The following is a 17,750-nucleotide window of genomic DNA, read 5'->3' as shown; positions in this document are numbered from 1 at the left end:
GTGGTTACTTGACGCCGAGGAGCTGCTCGATCGGGTCGATGGCGAAGTAGATCAGGAAGAGTGCGGAGACACCCCACAGCAGCCAGTGGATCTCCTTCGCCTTCCCGAGCACGACCTTGATCACCACGTAGGCGAGGAAGCCCGCCCCGATGCCGTTGGTGATCGAGTAGGTGAACGGCATCACCGCGATCGTCAGGAACGCCGGGATCGCGATGTCGTACTTGTCCCAGTCGATGTTCTTGACCTGGGTCATCATCAGGAACCCGACGGCCACCAGCGCGGGCGCGGCGGCCTGCAGCGGCACGATCGTCAGCAGCGGGGCCAGGAACAGCGCGAGGCCGAACAGGCCGCCGGTGATCAGGTTCGAGAAGCCGGTGCGCGAGCCCTCGCCGACGCCCGCCGCCGATTCGATGTAGGACGTGGCGGACGACGACGAGGCCGCGCCGCCCGCGACCGCCGCCGCCCCGTCGATGAGCAGCACCCGCCCGAGGTGCGGGACCTTGCCCTCCTCGTCCAGCAGCCCGGCCTCCGCGCTGATGCCGACGACCGTGCCCATGGTGTCGAAGAAGTCGGACAGCACGAGGGTGAAGATGAGCAGGATGACGGTGATCACGCCGACGTCGGCCGCACTGAACGCGCCGAACAGGCTGAAGTGGCCGAGCAGTCCGAAGTCGGGGGTGTCGACCAGCTTGTCCGGCCAGGCCGGCGTGGTCAGGCCCCAGGTCTTCACGTCGGCCGCCGAGTTGATGATCATCGCGAGGATCGTCATCGTCACGATGCTGATGAGGATCGCGCCCTTGACCTTGCGGGCGAGCAGTCCGATGGTCAGCAGCACACCGAGGCAGAAGACGAGGATCGGCCACCCGGAGAGCGAGCCGGTGCCGCCCAACTGGACCGGCACCGTGGTGTTCGCGGCGTCCGGGATGCGGCTGACGAAACCGGCGTCGACGAAGCCGATGAACGCGATGAACAGGCCGATGCCGACGCTGATCGCCTGCTTGAGCGGCTGCGGGATCGCGTGCATCACGGCCTCACGCAGTCCGGTGACCACCAGCACGCAGATGAGCAGGCCCTCCAGGACGACCAGGCCCATCGCGTCGTCCCAGCTCATCATGGGGGCGATCTGGAAGGCGACGACCGCGTTCAGGCCGAGGCCGGCGGCGAGCGCGAGGGGCAGGTTGCCGCCGACGCCCATGATGATCGTCATCACCGCGGCCACCAGGGCGGTGGCGGTGGTGAGTTGGACGGCGTCGAGCTGGTGGCCGAACTTGTCCTTCGCGCTGCCCAGGATGATGGGGTTCAGGACAAGGATGTAGGCCATCGTGAAGAACGTGGCGAATCCGCCGCGTATCTCCCGGCCGAAGGTGGACCCTCGTTCGGAGATCCTGAAGTACCGGTCCACACCGTTCGCCGCCTGGGGTGGGGCGGTTGGCCGGTCGGCCGCTCTCTTCGTCTCGGACATGGCTGTGCTCCTTGTTGCCTGAATGATCGGTGCGCGGATGCTGGCTGGATTGTTCCCGCGTTGAACGCGTTTCAGGTTTTCTTCGTGTTACGGAATCGGGGTCGGCCCGCCAGACTGTGTTCGAAGCCCCGTACGAACCAAGCGGTTGATCACTGCTACGCTTCCGGATCTCGTCCGGGCCCGTCTCCGGATGATCACATGTCATTCACATGACAGGCACAGGGAGGTTTCGCCCGTGGGCACGGTCGTCGACGACGCAGCCTCCGTGGAGTTCCATGCCTTCTTCGAGCGTCACTACGCCGAACTGTCCCGTCTCGCCCACCTCTTGACCGGTGAGTCGGACGCCGCCGACGACCTGGCGGCGGATGCGCTGCTCGCGCTGTGGCACCGCTGGGACCGGGTGCGTGCCGCCGACCATCCGGTGGCGTACGCCCGGGGCGTCGTCGCCAACCTGGCCCGTACCCGCATCCGCAGCGCCGTGCGGGAGCGGCGGCGGATCGCCCTGTTCTGGTCGCAGCGCGAGGAAAAGACCGAGAACCCGGACATCGCCGGGGTCGTGGACGTCCAGGACGCGCTGCGCAGGCTGCCGTTCCGCAAGCGGGCGTGTGTGGTGCTCCGGCACGCGTTCGACCTGTCGGAGAAGGACACCGCCCTCGCCCTCGGTGTTTCCGTGGGTACGGTTAAGTCCCAGACATCCAAGGGAATGGCCGAACTCCAGCGGTTGCTCGGCTCCCAGGGCGTACCCCAGAAGGTGCACGCGGCGATGGCGCGCGGCGGCGAGACCGGAGGACGGAACCGATGAGGCAGCAGGACGTGCACGACGAGCTGCGCGCCCGGCTGCACGAGGCGGCCGGGCAGCACGAACCGGACCGCGCGCGCATGCTGGCGCGGATCGAGCGCGGCATGGCCGAGCAGTCCCGCCCCGGCCACCGGGCCGGCCGGCCGCCGGTGTTCGGCTGGGTCCGGGTGGTCTCCGCCACGGCCGCGGTCGCCTGCGTGCTCGGCATCGGCGGCTACGCCGTCGCGTCGGCCGTAAAGGACGACACCCCGCAGCAGACGGTCGCCACCACGGCGACGCCCGAGCCGTCCCCGGACGCGACGAGCCGGGCGCCGATCCATCCGTCGGCCCCGGAGCCGGGCGAGACGCCGAGGACCGAGAAGCCGCGCAGCACCCCCACGGCGAAGGCGCCCTCCGCGACCGCCACCGCCCAGCCGCCCGCGACCGCCTCCGGCGAGGAGGACGGCCCGCTGTGGTCGGACGGCTCGGTCGACCCGCACAGCAACGACTTCTGGGCGCAGAGCAACATCACCCTGAAGACCTCCGGGGAACTGAGCGCGCTCACCGTGCAGTTGAAGATCGCGCAGACCGGCGGGGTGACCTCGGCGGGTGCCTGGCGCTCGCTGCCGGAGGACGACTTCACCCTCACCACCGAGGAGAAGGACGGCTTCCTCGTCTACACCTGGACGCTCAAGGAGGGCCGCAAGGTCGCCGAGGGCGAGTGGGTGTTCGCGGGGCAGTACGACCATGAGCGCGGCGGCCGGGACGCGGCTGGCGACAGCTACACGGCGACCGGCACGGCGGGCGGCGAACAGCTCGCGGTGCAGGGCGACTTCGCGGCCCACAGCGGGGACGACGCGTCGCACGACGGCGACTCGTAGGCTCCCCCGCCGGAGATTCGCAAAGAAATCCCGGAGACGCGGCAACCCTTTCTCCACCCGTGGCGACCAGGAGACGCAAGGTTCCTCTCCCACGCAAGGAATGGGCATGACTGCACGAGCTGAACAGCGCGTCCGTCACCGTCGCAAGGTCACCAAGCGGCGGGCGGTGATCGCCGGGGCGTCGGCCCTCACCCTCACCGGTGCGGCGATCGTCACGACGACGATGCTGTCCACCGCGGGTGCCGCGTCCTCCTGGCCGACGGCCACCGGCAGCAAGGCCGTGTCCTCCACCGTCGAGGTCTCCGGGACGCTGGACGGCAAGTACGTGAAGTACTACGGCTCCGGTGCCCTGGGCAGCGACAGCCAGGACGAGGACCAGGGCCCGATCTTCGAGCTGGCCGACGGCGCCACGCTCAAGAACGTGATCATCGGTACCCCGGCCGCGGACGGTGTGCACTGCCTGGGCAGCTGCACGCTGCAGAACGTGTGGTGGCTGGACGTCGGCGAGGACGCGGCGAGCTTCAAGGGCAAGTCCTCGTCGGCCGTGTACACGGTCTACGGCGGCGGCGCGAAGAACGCCTCCGACAAGGTCCTGCAGTTCAACGGCGCCGGGAAGCTGGTGGTCTCCAAGTTCCAGGTGGAGAACTTCGGCAAGCTGGTGCGCTCCTGCGGCAACTGCAAGACGCAGTACAAGCGTACGATCATCATCAACGACGTGGACGTCACGGCGCCCGGCAAGTCGATCGTCGGCATCAACTCCAACTACGGCGACACGGCGGCGCTGCGCAAGGTCCGCATCCACGGCGACAGCAGCAAGAAGATCAAGACGTGCACCCGGTTCAAGGGCAACAACACGGGCGCGGAGCCGACCGAGATCGGTTCGGGCCCGGACGGAACCAACTGCAAGTTCACCGCCTCTGACATCACGTACGAGTGATGCCCAGGACCTGCTGACCCGAGCCCCCCTCGGTCAGCAGCGCCGGCAGAGCCCCCTCGGCCGGCAAGGAGAACGCCCCCGTCGGTGACGACCGGCGGGGGCGTTTGCCTGTTCCTCAGTTCATGGTGGCGCCGATGGCCGTCGACCCCGTGGTCAGGAACGTGGTGGCGGGCAGCGAGCCGTCCGCCGTGCGGGCGCCGTAGGCCGTCGTGGCGTCCGTCGACCTGAAGGGCGGCGTCGGCACCCCGCCGTCCCAGTTGTTGGCGGCGGACACCGCGGACGAGCCCGGCTTCGACAGCCCGCCCTTGTTGCCCACCGCGAGGTTCCGCGCCAACCGGGCCTTGCCGGTGGCGAAAAAGAACCCGGCCTCAGCGTTGGCGTACGCGGTGTTGCGGTTCAGGACGATCGCGCCGGGGTTGGAGTTCTCGGTGAACCCGTTGAGCGTGTTGTCCCAGGCCGCGTTGCTGTTGACGACGTGCGCGACGGTGACTCCCCCGCCGCCCAGCTTGTAGCCGTTGCCGTTGCCCTCGAAGGCCGAGTCGTTCCAGCGGTTCTCGCCGTTGCCGAAGGCCCAGGAGTGCTCGATGGTGACGGGCGAGGAGAACTGCCAGAGGTCGAGGCCGTCGTCCGAGTTGTTGTACAGGCGGGCGCCCGTGACCTTGTTGCCGGTGCCGGAGCCGAACTTGATCGCGATGCCGTCGGCGTTCTGCCCGTGCCCGTCCGGGTCGTAGTTGCCGTAACTGTCCAGGTTCTGCACGAGGTTGTTCGTGGTGCCGTCGCCGCGCAGCGTGAACCCGGAGTCGCCGTTCCTCGCGGTGACGAGGTTCTTGAAGATCCCGCCCGCGGAGGAGGTGGCGACGAAGCCCTGGGCCGGGGAGTTCTGGAAGGTGAGGTCGGAGACGGTCCAGTAGTCGCCGTAGATCCCGGCCAGCCAGGACCCGTCAGGGAGCTTGGAGCCGTCGATCCGCACCTTCTCGCCGCCGTACGCCCGGAGCGTGATGCGCGCCGAACTCGTGCCGTTCGCCGTCGACTTCAGGGTGGCCGTCGGGTGGTACGTGCCGGCCCGGACCTGGATGACGGTCCCCGCCGTGGCGCTCTTCACCGCCGACTCCAGCTGTGCCGTGGTGGAGACGGTGACCGTCGTCGACGCGGCCTGGGCGCCGCCGTTCGACAGCCCGAGGTACACGCCCCCCGCTCCCGCGGCGACGGCGACCGCCGCCGCGATCGAGAGGGTGCGGGTCCTGCGGTGGCGTCCGGTGCTCTGACGCACGGAGCGTTCCTTTCCTAGGGGGTTCGTACGCACAGCAGTCGCCACCGCGGCCGGACGGGTTGCCGCGCCCCTACCGCACAGCGCCCCCTTCCCGGTCCGCGGACCGGGAAGGGGGCGCTTGCTGCCTGAACGCCCTGCGGGCGGCTAGCTGACGAAGTACGTCGGGTTCGGCAGCTTGTACGTGCGGTCGGCGTAGCCGCCGTCCAGGTCCGAGTACTGGTCGCCGAAGTTGGCGATGATCTCGTAACCGAGGTCGTCCTCGATGTGCTCGCGGGTGCCGCCCTTGTACTGCACGGTCGTGCAGGTCCAGGTGCCCGGCGTGGCGCAGGCGCTCAGGTAGGCCGGCGGGTTCGCCTTGTCCTTGAGGAACATGTGGGCGGCGTCGAGGTTCACATCGGCGCCGATCTTCTTCAGGTTCTCGACGGCGGCGCTGCGCTGCGCCTCGGAGAGACCGGAGTTGTAGAAGACCTCGACGCCCTTGGACTCGGCGTACCGGACCAGCTCGGCACTGCCGAAGACCCCCGGCCGGTCGGCCTTGTTCACGTACTCGGCCCAGGTGGTCGAGTTGTACGTGTAGTTGGTCTTCTTCTCGTAGTCGAGGCTGAGCAGCAGCGTGTCGTCGATGTCGAAGACGACGGCCGGCTTCTCGCCCTTGTGGTGGGCCTTGCGGGCCGCCTGGTCGATGTACTTCCGGGCGGCCTTGTCGAGGGCCGCGAGGTCCTTGGCGTACTGGCTGTCGGCCGACGCCTGGTAGACGCCGCCGGCGTCCAGCGTGGTGCCGTAGTAGGTGTCGATGTCCTTGACCAGGAGCCCGATGTTGTAGGGCTCGTGGGTGCTGTTCGCCGTCGACTGCCCGGCGGTGGCCGCACCGGCCCCGTAGAGACCGGCGCCGGCGACGGCACACGCGGCGGCGACGGCCGCGATACGCAATGGCTTATGCATGACAGAGTTCTACGCGCGTCACCGTGGCGGGCGCGAGACCCGTTGCCCGATCGATACCTCCTGCACGGGCAAAAAACGGGTCAAGCGCCCCGGTCGCGGGAAGATCGTTCAGTTCATCGTGGCGCCGATCGTGGTCGAGCCCGTCGTGAGGAACGTGGTGGCCGGCAGGGTGCCGCTGGAGCTGCGGGCGTTGTACGTGGTCGACGCGTCCGTGGAGACGAAGGACGGGGTCGAGATGCCGGAGTCCCAGTTGTTGCCGGCCGAGGTGACCGACGAACCCTTGTTGACCAGACCGCTGCCGTTGCTCACCGCGAGGTTCTTGCCGAGCTTGGCGGAGCTGGTGGCGAAGTAGTAGCCCCACTTGCTGTTGGCGTAGGCGGTGGTGCGGTTGATGACGATCGCACCGGTGTTGGAGTTCTCGGTGAACCCGTTGCCGGCGTTGCCCCAGGCGGCGGAGTTGTTGACGACGTGCGCGACGACCTCGCCGTCGCCGCCCAGCTTGTAGCCGTTGCCGTCGCCCGCGAACGCCGAGTCGGACCAGCGGTTGACGCCGTTGCCGAAGGACCAGGTGTGCTCGATGGTGACGGGCGAGGAGAAGGACCAGAAGTCGATGCCGTCGTCGCTGTTGTTGTAGAGGCGGGCCCCGGTGATCAGGTTGCCGGTGCCGGAGCCGAACTTCACGGCGACGCCGTCGGCGTTCTCGCCGTGGTTGGCGGCGTCGTAGTTGCCGTAGGAGTCGATGTTCCTGACGGTGTTGTTCACCGTGCCGTCGCCGGTGAGCGTGAAGCCGGAGTCGCCGCCGTTGATGGTCTTGATGTTGTTCCAGACCGTGCCGGTGCAGGACTGGCAGACGACCGCGCTGTCCGGGGAGTTCTGGAAGGTGATGTTGGAGACGTTCCAGTAGTCGGCGGTGAGCTTGAAGATCCAGTCGCCGTCGGGCAGGGAGGAGCCGTCGATCTTCACGGTCTCCGAGCCGTACGCGGTGAGCGTGACCGGCGCGGAGGAGGTGCCGTTGGCGGTGGACTGGAGGGTCGCCGTCGGGTAGTAGGTGCCGCCGCGGACCTGGATGACGGTGCCGGCGGTGGCGTTCTTGATGGCGTTGGACAGGTCGGTCGAGTTGGCGACGACCACGGTGGCCGCCTGGGCCTGGGTGGGCAGGACGGCGAGACCGGCGCCGAGGGCGAGGGCGGCCGTCGCGGCGAGAGCGGTACGACGAGACATGGAGTGCGGGTCCTTTCTCGTACTGCGGGGATGGGGGCGGTGAGGATCAGAGGACGTGGTCGAGCCAGTCGAAGACCTCGTCCTGCATGCGGTCGACGAAGACATGGCCGAGGCCGGGCCAGGTCTTGAGGTGCAACCGCTCCTCGGCGTGGCGGGAGTGCCAGACGGCGCGCAGTTTGTCGTACGCGACCTGGACGCCGTCGGCGGGGAACAGCGGGTCGAGCCCGCCGTTGAAGAACAGCATCGGCCTGGGTGCGGCGATGCTCGCCACGTCGGGGAAGTCGAGGAACCGGGGCAGCCCGGGGTGGAGCATGTAGTACGACGACTGCCCGCGCAGCGTGTTGTTGCCGGGCACCATCATCTCCTTCAGGCCGGTCATCCAGCAGACGGCGGCCGTCGCGGAGACGGCGTCGGTGAGCGCGGCCGTCTGCCAGGCGCGGTAGGCGCCCATGGAGAAGCCGACGGCCGCCACGCCGCGCCCGCGGTTGAGGCTCGCCAGGAAGCCGGCGGCGCGGGCGTCCTCACGGGCCATGAGTCCGGCGAGGGAGGAGCCGAGGTTGTAGAAGCTGGACGCGAGGGCCTGCTGGTCCTCGTAGGCGATGGGGCCGCGGTCGCCCCAGCCCGGCGCGTCCAGGCACAGCACGAGGTAGCCGCGCCGGGCGAGTTCGTCGCCCACGAAGCGTCCGCTGAAGTACGTGTCGGCCCAGGCCCGCGCGGCGGCGAGGCGCGTGTCGTCGTACCAGGGCCGGACGAGTTTCTCCTTGCCGATGTCGAACCGGGCGCCGTGGTCGTGGAGGAGGAGCACCGCGCGGTGGGGGCCGGGGCCGTGCGGGGTGAGCAGGGTGCCGCGGACGCGTTGGTGGCGGGTGAGGGAGAGGGTGACCACCTCCTGGGTGTAGGCGTCGGTCCGGGCGCGGTCGCTGTACTCGGGTGCGTACGGCGTCTCGTCCTGCCGTTCCACGAGGAGGTGCTCCTCGACCTTCGCACGGGCCGCCCGCCGCCAGTCCCGGAAGTCCCGGAGCGGTGAGGTGCCCCAGGCCAGGGGGAAGCCGAGGTCCTTCTTCAGGTCCTCGTAGAGGCTGTCAGGGGTGGCCATACGGCCTCCCCGCGCCGGCGTGGGCGAGGACGTGGCGCTCCACCGCGGCGGCGGACTTCAGCGCCCGGTACGCGTACGCGTCCGCCGGGTCCCAGCCCACGTCGTCCGTCAGGCCGAGGCCCGCCGCCACCGCGTCCAGACCGGCGGGGCGGCCGTCGATCCAGGACCCGGTGTCGTGGAAGTGCGCTCCTCCGTAGGCGGCGAGGGCCGCGTCGTACCGGAAGACGTTGCGCTCGGAGTAGATCGCGGACTCCACGCCCACGCCGAGGGCGTAGAGCGGGGTGCGGCTCCGGGCCACGTACACGTTGTTCACGACGTGCACCTGTCCGAAGCGCACGCGGGGGCCGCGCTGCACGATGTCGGTGAAGAGGTTCCGGGCGAAGGTCACCTTGAGGTGCCCGCGGTCGCGGTCGCCGCGGCCGTCGCCGGAGCCGATGAGGAGCGCCTTGTCGTGGTCCTCGAAACGGCTGTCGGAGACCGTGATGAAGTCGGAGCCGTCCTCGATGTCGAGCAGTCCGTCGTGCCGTTGGACGTGCTCGCCGTGGAAGCCGACGGGGGCCTCGGCGTCCGGGAAGCGGCCGTCGGTGAAGGTGCAGTGGTCGACCCAGATGTGCTTGCCGGTGATGACGGTCATCGCGTCGAAGCGGGCGTTCCAGTTGCCCTGGGTGCCGTCGTCCGGCGACCAGCTGGTGAAGTGGTCGACCGGGGCTTCGAGTCGCAGGTTGCGGACGATGATGTTCGTGCCCGTGTTGACGGTGAGGAAGACGCCCAGGAGTTGCGCGTCGCGTCCGACGCCGACGAGCGTGGTGTCGCTCGGCACGGTCAGCTGGATCTGGGCCTTCTCCCTGGTGGAGCCGGTCTGCCGCAACTGCCGTTGCTGCTTGCAGTAGTCGAATCGGGTGTCGGACCAGGCGGTGCCGTCCTCGCCGAAGCAGGACATGTACTTGGTGAGGTCGTAGCCGGGGGCGTAGTCCTGCTCGTCGAGCAGGGAACCGTCGTCCCCCTCATGGCCGTTGACGGTGCCGACGACCCGGATCGTCTTCGGGCCGGTGGCCGCGAGGGCCTCCTTGAGCTCGGCGCGGGTGTGCACGGTCCAGGTGGTGCCGCCCGCGCCGCCGGTGGTGCCGGCACCCCAGCCGACGGGGGTGCGCTGCTCGGTGGCGGCGGCCCCCGAGGGCGCCCCGAGCAGCACGCACGCGGCGGCCAGCAGAGCCGCGGCCGCCCTACGCACGGGGACGCCAGTCGCCGAGGTAGGCCGCCTTGGTGTGCAACTCGGCCTCTTCGGGCGTCAGTTGCGGCCGGTTCTCCGGGACCGTGATCTCCGCGCCCGGGCCGGAGTTGCGGTACTCCCGGAAGCGCATGGTCTGCCACGGGTACTGCTCGCGCATGTTGGTGTAGGGGGTGACGGGGTCGATGCCGGGTCCGATGCGGGTGTCGCGGACCACGAGAGAGGGCCAGGCGGTCGTCTCGTACGACGGGACCCAGGGCCGTGCCAGCTTGTACGCCGCGTCCTCGGCGCCGGAGGTGATGCGGGAGCGGACGGCGAGGATGCCGTACGGGTTGGCGCGGGCGGTGGAGGGGGCGAAGACCATGCCCTTCGGGGTGAAGGTGACGTCCCGTTGCAGGGTGTGGAAGTGGCAGTCCTCGAAGACGGCGGTGGCCCGGCCGAAGACGAAGTCGACGTCCCCTTCGATGTAGCAGCGGTGGAAGTACTGCCGGTCGAAGGAGGTGAGGGCGGTCGTCTCCACGAAGAGGGTGTCCTGGTGGGCGAGGAGCCGGACGTTCTCGAAGTGGGTGCGGTCGCCGTACGTGCAGGCCGCCACCGCCTGGGTGCCGGTGATGTCGGGGTGGTCGGCGCGCAGCCAGTCGTTGGCGAGGGTGAGGTCGCGGACCGTCAGGCCCGGGGCGGCGGAGGTGAAGGTGGCCGAGCCCGCGGTGCCGTAGGTGCCCGAACCGTCGGGTTTCTGGGTGCCGTTGGCGTTGTCGTGGACGATGACGGCGTCGCGCGGGTCGCGGGAGGCGCCGCGGAGGGTCAGCTCTGGCTTGTCGGCCGGGACGTCGACGACCTCGCGGTACGTCCCCGGGTGCACGACGATCGTCCAGCCGGGGCCGTCCACCGCGTCCACGGCGGCCTGCACGGAGTCGCCGGGACGGACGTGCAGGACACGGCGGCTGCTTGCGTGGGCGTTCGTGGAGCCGGCGGCCACGAGGCCCGCCGTCAGGCCCGTCAGCAGGGTGCGTCGGCGCATCAGCACTCCTCCTGCCATGGCTTCCAGTCACCGAGAAAGGCGTCCCGGGTCGCCGACTCGGCCTGTTCGTCGCTGAGTTGGGGGCGGTTCTCGGGGACGGTGATCTCGGCGCCGGGGCCGGAGTTGCGGTACTCGGCGAAGCGCTGGTTCTGCCAGGGATAGGAGTTGGACATGTTCGTGTAGGGCGCGACCGCGTCGAGGCCGGCGCCGAGGTGGGTGTCCCGGACGATGAGGCCGGGCCGGGCGGTGGGGTCGGAGCTGGGCACCCAGGGGCGGGCCAGCTTGTAGGAGGCGTCCGGGGCCGCGCTGCTGATGCGGCTGCGCGTCACCAGGTAGCCGCGCGGGTTGGCGCCGGCGGTCGAGGGCGCGAAGACGAAGCCGTACGGGGCGGCGGCCAGGTCGGTGCGGTCCAGGGTGCGGAAGTGGCAGTGTTCGTAGACCGCGGTGGCCCGGCCGAAGACGAAGTCGACGTCGCCCTCGGCGTAGCAGTGGGAGAAGTACTGGCGGGCGAAGACGGTCAGGGCGAGGGAGTCGGCGTACAGGGTGTCCTGGTGGCCGAGGAAGTGGCAGTGGTGGAAGGCGGAGCGGTCGCCCATGACCTTGAGGGCGACGGCCTGGGTGCCGCTGATGCCGGGGTGGTCGGCGCGCAGCCAGTCGTTGGCGAAGGTGATCCAGCGGGCGGTGAAGCCGTCGGCCCTGAGGGTGGTGGTGGCCGAGCCGGTGGTGCCGTAGGTGCCGGAGCCGTCGGGCTTGGGGGTGCCGGCCGCGTTGTCGTGGACGATGACGACGTCCCGTGGGTCCTCCGAGGCGCCGATCCAGGTCGCTTCCGTGCGGGTGGCGTCGAGGCTGACGGTCTCCCGGTAGGTGCCCGGCGCGATGACGAGCGTCCAGCCGCTGCCGGTGGTGGCGTCGACGGCGGCCTGGACGGTGGTGAAGTCGCCGCGGCCCTGGGTGTCGACGTACAGGGTGGTCGCGGTGCGGCGTGCGGTGGGCGAGCCGAAGCGGCCGAAGGGCGAGCGGGGACGGGCCTGGGCGGGGGTGCCGGTGAGGCTCAGCGCGGCGGCCGCTCCGGCGCTCGCGATGAGGAATCCCCTTCTGGTCAGGGGGAGTTCGAGGTGGGGCGAGGGCATGCGGGTGCTCCTTGGGTGCCGTGGACGTGCGGGGTTTTCCTCGCCGTGGGGGGTGGGGGCCGGGGCGGGCGCGCTGCGGGTCGTGAGCACGATGCGGTCCGCCCCGGCCGGTCGGTGGCGGGGGGTCAGCAGACCTTGCCGGCGCCCGCGCGGTGGTCGACGATCGCCGGGACCGCCTGGACCGGGTCGACCTTGGTGCGCAGGGTGGGCGTCCAGCCGGCGCCGGACTCCAGGGTCTCCGCCGGGATCTCGGCGTTGTGGACGGCGATCAGGTCGGTGACCTCGCCGTTCACGGTGTTGTCGGCGGCGGTCAGCGGCGACACGTTCCAGCGCTTGAGCACCTTGGCCGCGCTGATCCCCTCCGGGAGTGTGAACGCGTTGTGCTCGGCGACCAGTTGGGACTCCTTGCCGATGCCGAAGCTGTAGGCGTAGTCGTCGTTCGCCACGAAGTGGTTGTTGTAGGAGTCGACCTGGCCGAAGCGGACGCGGGGGGCGCGCTCGACGAGGTTCGAGAACAGGTTGTGGTGGAAGGTGACCTTCAGGTGCCCCCGGTCGACCGCCGTGGTGGCGGCGCTGTCGCTGTTGCCGATGAGGATCGTCTTGTCGTGCTCGGTGAAGACGTTCCAGGAGGCGGTGACGTAGTCGGCGCCCTTGACGATGTCGAGCTCGCCGTCGTGCTGCTGGTAGAGCATGCCGAAGTAGGTCGGTGCGGCGCTGTCGGGGTGGGCGCCGTCGGTGAAGGTGTTGTGGTCGATCCACACGTGGGTGGAGCCGTAGACGACGGCGGTGTCGTACTCGGAGTTCCAGTTGCCGTGGTCACCGTCGGTCGGGTCCCACTGCGGGAAGCAGTCGATCGGGCTCTCGAAGGCGATGTTGCGGACGATGACGTTGTCGACGGCCTTGATCTGGAGGCTGGCGCCCTTGATCGCGGCGTTCCTGCCGACGCCGATGATCGTGGTGTTGGAGGGGATGTTCGCCTTGATGGCCTGGTCCTGGGCGGCGGCGGAGGCGCGGCGCAGACCCTCGGGGCTGCCGTCGGGTTCGGCGCTCAGGTCGGTGTCGTAGCCCCAGGCCTCCGGTGAGTAGGCGGCGAGGTAGGCGTCGAAGTCGTATCCGTCGGCGGCGAAGGCGTCACAGCCCTCGGAGACGGCGTCGATGGTCCCCTTGACCTTGATGATCTTCGGTGCGTCGCCGCCGGCGGCGAGGGCGGCCTTGAACTCGGCCCAGGTGGAGACGGTGTAGACGTGCTCGGCGTCGGCCTCGGCGCCGCCGGTGGTCCCGGTGCCGTAGGACGCCCACCCGTCGTTGGCCGGCAGTGTCTGCCGGGCGAGGTCACGGCCCTGTGCCTGTGCGCTGGGGCCGGTGACGGCGAGCACGAGCGCGGTGCAGCCCACCACGGCGGCGGCGGCACGTGCCATTGCTGTGGCATGCCCATGCCATTTCTGTGCGTTCATTGTGCGGCTCTCTCTTCCGGTACGGGGGGTGGGGTTACGCGGTCGCTTCCGGCCAGGTGATCCAGGACGTGGGGATCTCGTCGTCGATCCGGCACACGTCCTGCGGGCGCAGCACCCGCGTCCGCAGCAGCTCCTGCGCGACGAGCCGCGCCACGGCGATCGCACCCGGCGGATTGAAGTGCGTGTTGTCCTGCTCGGTCGCGGTCCAGTTGAAGTACGTCTTGGTCTCCTCGGGCCCGAGCCGCTGCCACAGGGCGAGGGACAGCGCCTGGATGTCGAGCAGTGCCACGCCCTCCTCCTCGGCCAGCGCACGCATCGCCGCCGGGTAGTCGCCGTGGGTCGGCACGGCGTTGCCGTCCGCGTCGAACTTCCGGCGCTCCACGGAGGTGGCGAGCACGGGCCGGGCACCACGGGCGCGGGCGCCGTCGAGGTACAGCCGCAGACAGTCCTGGTACGTCGTCCAGGGCTCGGTGTAGCGGGTCGGGTCGGCGGACTTCTCGTCGTTGTGGCCGAACTGGACGAGGAGGAAGTCCCCGGGCCGGATGGCCGCGAGGATCACATCGAGTCGGCCCTCGTCGAGGAAACTCTTCGAACTCCGCCCGTTCACCGCGTGGTTGGCGACGGGCCGGTCCTTGTGCAGAAAGAAGGGAAGTGCCATGCCCCACCCGGTCTCGGGAGCGGCGTCGGCGTATTTCTGGGCGGCGGTGGAATCACCGGCGATGTAGAGAGTGCGATGACGGGAGGCGGCCTGCGCGGTACCGGTGGCCGCGAAAGCGGCAGGAACGGCGGCGAGGGCCGCTGCCGTGACCTGACGGCGCGATATTGACATGCGATGCCCTTCTTGCCCTAGGGGCGCGGGGAACTGCGCGACCAGCCACGGCGAACCCGCAGCTCCCCACGAACCGAAACCACCCCGAACCCTCAGCCCTTCTGCGAATTCCACTCCGCCTGGGCGTCGTTCAGCTGATCGGCCAGCGTGTCCAGGAAGTCCTTCGCGCTCATCTTCCCGAGCAGCACCTTCTGGAAGTTCGGCTCGTTGTCGGCCTTCGAGATGGTGCCCCAGTCAGGCAGGTAGTACGGCAGCTGGACAATGGTCGTGGAACCGTCGGTCAGCGCGGCAGCGGCCAGCTTCGTCGGCTCGGCCTTGGAGATCCACGCGTCCTTGGCGGCCTCGTTGTTGGCCGGCACCTGGCCCGCGGACTCGTTGAACTTGGAGTTCTCCGCGTGGGAGACCGCGAACTCGATGAACTTCCAGGCGGCTTCCTTGTTCTTGGAGCTCTTGAACAGGCCGACGCCGTCGACCGGGTTGGAGACCTGGACCCGCTTTCCGGACGCGCCGACCGGCTGCGGAATGCCACGGAACTTCTCGACGCCGAGCGCCTTCACGTGGTCCTGGTAGGAGCCCAGGTTGTGGTTGAGCATTCCGATCGTGCCGGAATCCCACTGGGCGACCATCTTGGTGAAGTCGTTGTTGAGGTCGGCGGACGGGGTGTCCTTCTTGTAGAGCGCGGCGTACTTCTCCAGCGCCGCCACGTTCTTCGGGTCGTTGACGGTGGTCTTGTCACCGTTCCAGAAGGACGTGATGCCGCTCTGCCCGTACATCGCGTCCAGCGCCTGGGCGATGGAGCCGGCGCCACCGCGGATGGTGTAGCCGAACTCGTTCTTCTTGGCGTCGGTCAGCTTGTTCGCGGCCTCGTAGAACTTGTCCCAGGTGGTCGGCTCGTCCAGGCCCGCCTTCTCGAACAGGTCGGTGCGGTAGTACAGCACGCCGTTGTTCGCGGAGGTCGGCACCGAGTACAGGGTGCCGTCACCGCCACCGGCCGCCTTCATCGAGGTGACCATGTCCTCGTTGAGCTTGCCGTTGAGGGAGGACTTGGCGAGACGGTCGTCGACCGGCTCCAGCACCTTCTGGGCGGAGAAGCTGGCGATCATCGCCGCGCCGACACCGCCGACGTCCGGCAGGCCGCCGCCCTGGATGGCGGTCTCCACCTTGGACTGGTAGTCCGCGGAGGGGATGCCGACGTACTCGACGTCGATGTCCGGGTTGGCCTTCTCGAAGTCGGCGATGATCGCCTTCCAGGCGTCGGTGCGGACACCGCCGTTGTTGTCCCAGAAGACGATCTTGCCCTTGCCGCTGCCCTCGTCGCCGTTGTCGCCCCCGGTGCCGCTGCCGTCGTCACCGCAGGCGGTGGCGGTCAGGGCGAGGACGGAGCCCAGGGCGACGGCCACGGCGGCGCGCCTGCTTCTGCGGATGGTGTTCTTCATGGGTCGGCTCTCTTCTTCTGGATCCAACTGAATATGAAGTTGTGGGGGTCAGTGCCGGGCGTACGGCGCCCAGCCGTCGCCGCCCCGGAGGTAGTCGGCGACGGTGTGGGCGCGGGCGTCCTCGTCGCTCATCTGCGGCCGGTCCGCGGTGACTTCGGAACCGGGGCCGTGGTTGCGGTACTCGGTGAACCGCGCGTCCTTCCACGAGAACCCGCTCATGTCCGTCCACGGCGCGGCCTTGACCGCCGCGGGCAGTTCGGTGTCGCGGATCAACACCTGGGCGACGGCCTCGGGTTCACCGCCCGGGTGCCACGGCCGGCCCAGGTGGAAGGACTGGTCCGGCGCGTCGCTCACGACCTTCGACCGGGTGATCAGGAAGCCGTAGGGGTTCCCGGTCCAGGTCGACGCGGCCGTCAGATAGCCGTTGTTGGTGGCCGAGCCCCGGCTCAGCAGCCGGATCACCGACCGGTCGATCACGGTTGTCGCCCGCCCGTAGACGAAGTCGACGTCGCCCTCGATGAAGGAGTCGCGGACATAGACCCGGCTGACGGTGGTCAGCTTGGGGCTGTCGGTCATCAGGGTGTCCTGGTTGCCCAGGAAGGCGGTGTCCTCGAAGACGATCCGGTCACCGGTCGTCTTCATCGCGAGGGCCTGCTCGCCGTTCAGCTCGACCGCGGCCTCGTCGAAGTCGTTGCTGAACGTCAGGTGCCGTGCCGTGACGTCGTTCGCGGCGATCCGCACGGTGGCGCTGCCGGTCGAACCGCCGTACGCGGCGGGCGTGTCGTAGACGATGACGGTGTCGGCACGATCTTGTCCAGTCCCCTGCAGCACCACGTTCGGCTTGGTCGCCGGGATGTACACCTTGGCCCGGTAGGTGCCGGGCGCGATCGCGACGGTGACGGGCACGGCGTTGCCGTCGGGAACGGCGTCCACGGCCGCCTGCACGGTCGGGTAGTCGGCCGGGACGTGGAGCGTGACCCCGATCTGCTGCTGCGGGCCGGAGAACAGCGGCACGAGCGCCGGCACGGCGGCGGCGGGGTCGAGGCGGTAGTCGTAGAAGTCCCGCGGGTCGAAGGCCGTACCCCAGGCGTCCGTCCGTCCGGTGGTGTCCCGCAGGATCGAACCGCGCTGCACCAGCTCGGCCGTGGCGTCCGCCTGGTAGGGGTGCTGGACCCCGTCGTAGTAGCTGTTCTCGATGACCATCCTGGTCTTGCCGCGCGCCCAGTTCCCGTACGTCCACACCGGGTCGCCGTCCTCGACCTGCGCGGACAGGTAGTTGTTGTAGAGGTGGGCGTAGGCGAGGTTGTCCGCCGAGGGGTTGCGCTGTTTGGTGCCGCGGAACCAGTTGTGGTCGATCGTCATCTCGGTCAGGACATTGGTGGTCCAGCCGATCCCGAACGCCTTGTTGTGATCGGCGAACTGGTTGTAGGAGACGGTGATGTACCGGCTGTCCTTGCGGATGTCGAGCAGCCCGTCGCCCATGTGCGTGAAGCGGTTGTGGTCGATCCAGACGTGGTCGGCGGTGTCCATCTGGATCGCGTCGAAGTCGGTGGTCTTGCCGTCCCAGTCGCCCTCGACATAGCTGTCGCGAATGGTCAGGTTGCGGATGATGACGTTGCTGGTGCCGGGGTTGAGGTGCAGTTCGCCGTGGACGATCTCACCGGTGTCGCCGACGCCGATGACCGTCTTGTCCGAGGCCACGACGATGTCCGAGCCGAAGGGCTCGACGGCTATCGACCCCGACACCCGGATGACGTACGGCTCCTCGGCCGCCGCGTAGCGGGCGAGCGAGGCCTGGTCGGTGACCGTCACGACCTTGCCGCCCGCCCCGCCGGTGGTGCCGCCGGCGAGCGAGGCGAACCCGTGCGGCCGGTCGGTCCACCGGGAGGCGGCCGGGGCCGCCGTGTCGGGAGCCGGGGCGGCGGCCCCGGCCTGCCCCACCGCCCCGAGTCCCAGCGCGGCCACGAGGCCGAGCACGGCGGCCAGCACCCTGCCCCGACCGGCTCCCGGTCTCGGCAAGCGCTTGCCCTGGAGTTGCGTCATTGCGGCTCCCAAAAGGCTTACG

General features: G+C 69.4%; 15 protein-coding genes. 3 read left to right on the top strand and 12 right to left on the bottom strand.

Going from position 1 to position 17,750, the window contains the following annotated elements:
* Positions 1-4: 4 nt before the first annotated feature.
* Positions 5-1,462, bottom strand: coding sequence for an NCS2 family permease (locus DI272_RS37335; protein WP_109499600.1), 1,458 nt, complete (start codon positions 1,460-1,462; stop codon positions 5-7).
* 235 nt (positions 1,463-1,697) lie between these two features.
* Between DI272_RS37335 and DI272_RS37330 the strand changes: the two genes are divergently transcribed.
* From DI272_RS37330 to DI272_RS37320, 3 genes are all read left to right on the top strand, one after another.
* Positions 1,698-2,264, top strand: coding sequence for a SigE family RNA polymerase sigma factor (locus DI272_RS37330; protein ID WP_109499599.1), 567 nt, complete (start codon positions 1,698-1,700; stop codon positions 2,262-2,264).
* A complete protein-coding gene (locus DI272_RS37325; protein WP_109499598.1) occupies positions 2,261-3,121 on the top strand; it encodes a hypothetical protein in 861 nt (286 codons plus the stop codon). The genes DI272_RS37330 and DI272_RS37325 overlap by 4 nt, the downstream gene beginning before the upstream one ends.
* A 106-nt stretch (positions 3,122-3,227) precedes the next feature.
* Positions 3,228-4,058 carry a pectate lyase gene (locus tag DI272_RS37320; protein ID WP_109499597.1) on the top strand — a complete coding sequence of 277 codons (831 nt, stop codon included), beginning with the start codon at positions 3,228-3,230 and terminating at the stop codon, positions 4,056-4,058.
* Between the two features lie 115 nt (positions 4,059-4,173).
* Here the strand turns inward: DI272_RS37320 and DI272_RS37315 are convergent, their stop codons facing one another.
* The 11 genes from DI272_RS37315 to DI272_RS37265 form a co-directional block, all read right to left on the bottom strand.
* Positions 4,174-5,328: a right-handed parallel beta-helix repeat-containing protein gene (locus tag DI272_RS37315; protein WP_109499596.1), complete on the bottom strand. Its 1,155-nt coding sequence runs from the start codon at positions 5,326-5,328 to the stop codon at positions 4,174-4,176.
* A gap of 144 nt (positions 5,329-5,472) precedes the next feature.
* Positions 5,473-6,270, bottom strand: coding sequence for an HAD family acid phosphatase (locus DI272_RS37310; RefSeq protein WP_109499595.1), 798 nt, complete (start codon positions 6,268-6,270; stop codon positions 5,473-5,475).
* Between the two features lie 108 nt (positions 6,271-6,378).
* Positions 6,379-7,491: a chondroitinase-B domain-containing protein gene (locus DI272_RS37305; protein WP_109499594.1), complete on the bottom strand. Its 1,113-nt coding sequence runs from the start codon at positions 7,489-7,491 to the stop codon at positions 6,379-6,381.
* Positions 7,492-7,537: 46 nt separating this feature from the next.
* The gene (locus tag DI272_RS37300; protein ID WP_109499593.1) at positions 7,538-8,587 is read right to left on the bottom strand and encodes a dienelactone hydrolase family protein; all 1,050 of its coding nucleotides are present in this window, start codon (positions 8,585-8,587) and stop codon (positions 7,538-7,540) included.
* Positions 8,574-9,818: a polysaccharide lyase family 1 protein gene (locus DI272_RS37295; RefSeq protein ID WP_109499592.1), complete on the bottom strand. Its 1,245-nt coding sequence runs from the start codon at positions 9,816-9,818 to the stop codon at positions 8,574-8,576. Before DI272_RS37295 ends, DI272_RS37300 begins: the two co-directional genes overlap by 14 nt.
* Positions 9,811-10,836, bottom strand: a complete 1,026-nt coding sequence (locus DI272_RS37290; RefSeq protein WP_109499591.1) for a pectinesterase family protein — start codon at positions 10,834-10,836, stop codon at positions 9,811-9,813. Before DI272_RS37290 ends, DI272_RS37295 begins: the two co-directional genes overlap by 8 nt.
* The gene (locus DI272_RS37285) at positions 10,836-11,966 is read right to left on the bottom strand and encodes a pectinesterase family protein (RefSeq protein WP_109499590.1); all 1,131 of its coding nucleotides are present in this window, start codon (positions 11,964-11,966) and stop codon (positions 10,836-10,838) included. The genes DI272_RS37290 and DI272_RS37285 overlap by 1 nt, the downstream gene beginning before the upstream one ends.
* A 125-nt stretch (positions 11,967-12,091) precedes the next feature.
* On the bottom strand, positions 12,092-13,420 hold the full coding sequence (locus DI272_RS37280) for a polysaccharide lyase family 1 protein (protein ID WP_109499589.1): 1,329 nt from the start codon (positions 13,418-13,420) through the stop codon (positions 12,092-12,094).
* Positions 13,421-13,454: 34 nt separating this feature from the next.
* Positions 13,455-14,249 (bottom strand): rhamnogalacturonan acetylesterase, encoded by a 795-nt coding sequence (locus DI272_RS37275; RefSeq protein WP_109499588.1) that lies wholly within the window; start codon positions 14,247-14,249, stop codon positions 13,455-13,457.
* A 92-nt stretch (positions 14,250-14,341) separates the two neighbouring features.
* Positions 14,342-15,685: a sugar ABC transporter substrate-binding protein gene (locus DI272_RS37270; protein WP_109499587.1), complete on the bottom strand. Its 1,344-nt coding sequence runs from the start codon at positions 15,683-15,685 to the stop codon at positions 14,342-14,344.
* Between the two features lie 48 nt (positions 15,686-15,733).
* On the bottom strand, positions 15,734-17,728 hold the full coding sequence (locus DI272_RS37265) for a pectinesterase family protein (protein ID WP_109499586.1): 1,995 nt from the start codon (positions 17,726-17,728) through the stop codon (positions 15,734-15,736).
* Between the last annotated feature and the right edge of the window lie 22 nt (positions 17,729-17,750).

This window comes from Streptomyces sp. Act143, from assembly GCF_003143935.1.
Classification (GTDB): Bacteria; Actinomycetota; Actinomycetes; order Streptomycetales; family Streptomycetaceae; genus Streptomyces.
The sequence above is the reverse complement of the archived record's forward strand: the minus strand, read 5'-3'. Positions and strand labels throughout refer to the sequence as shown.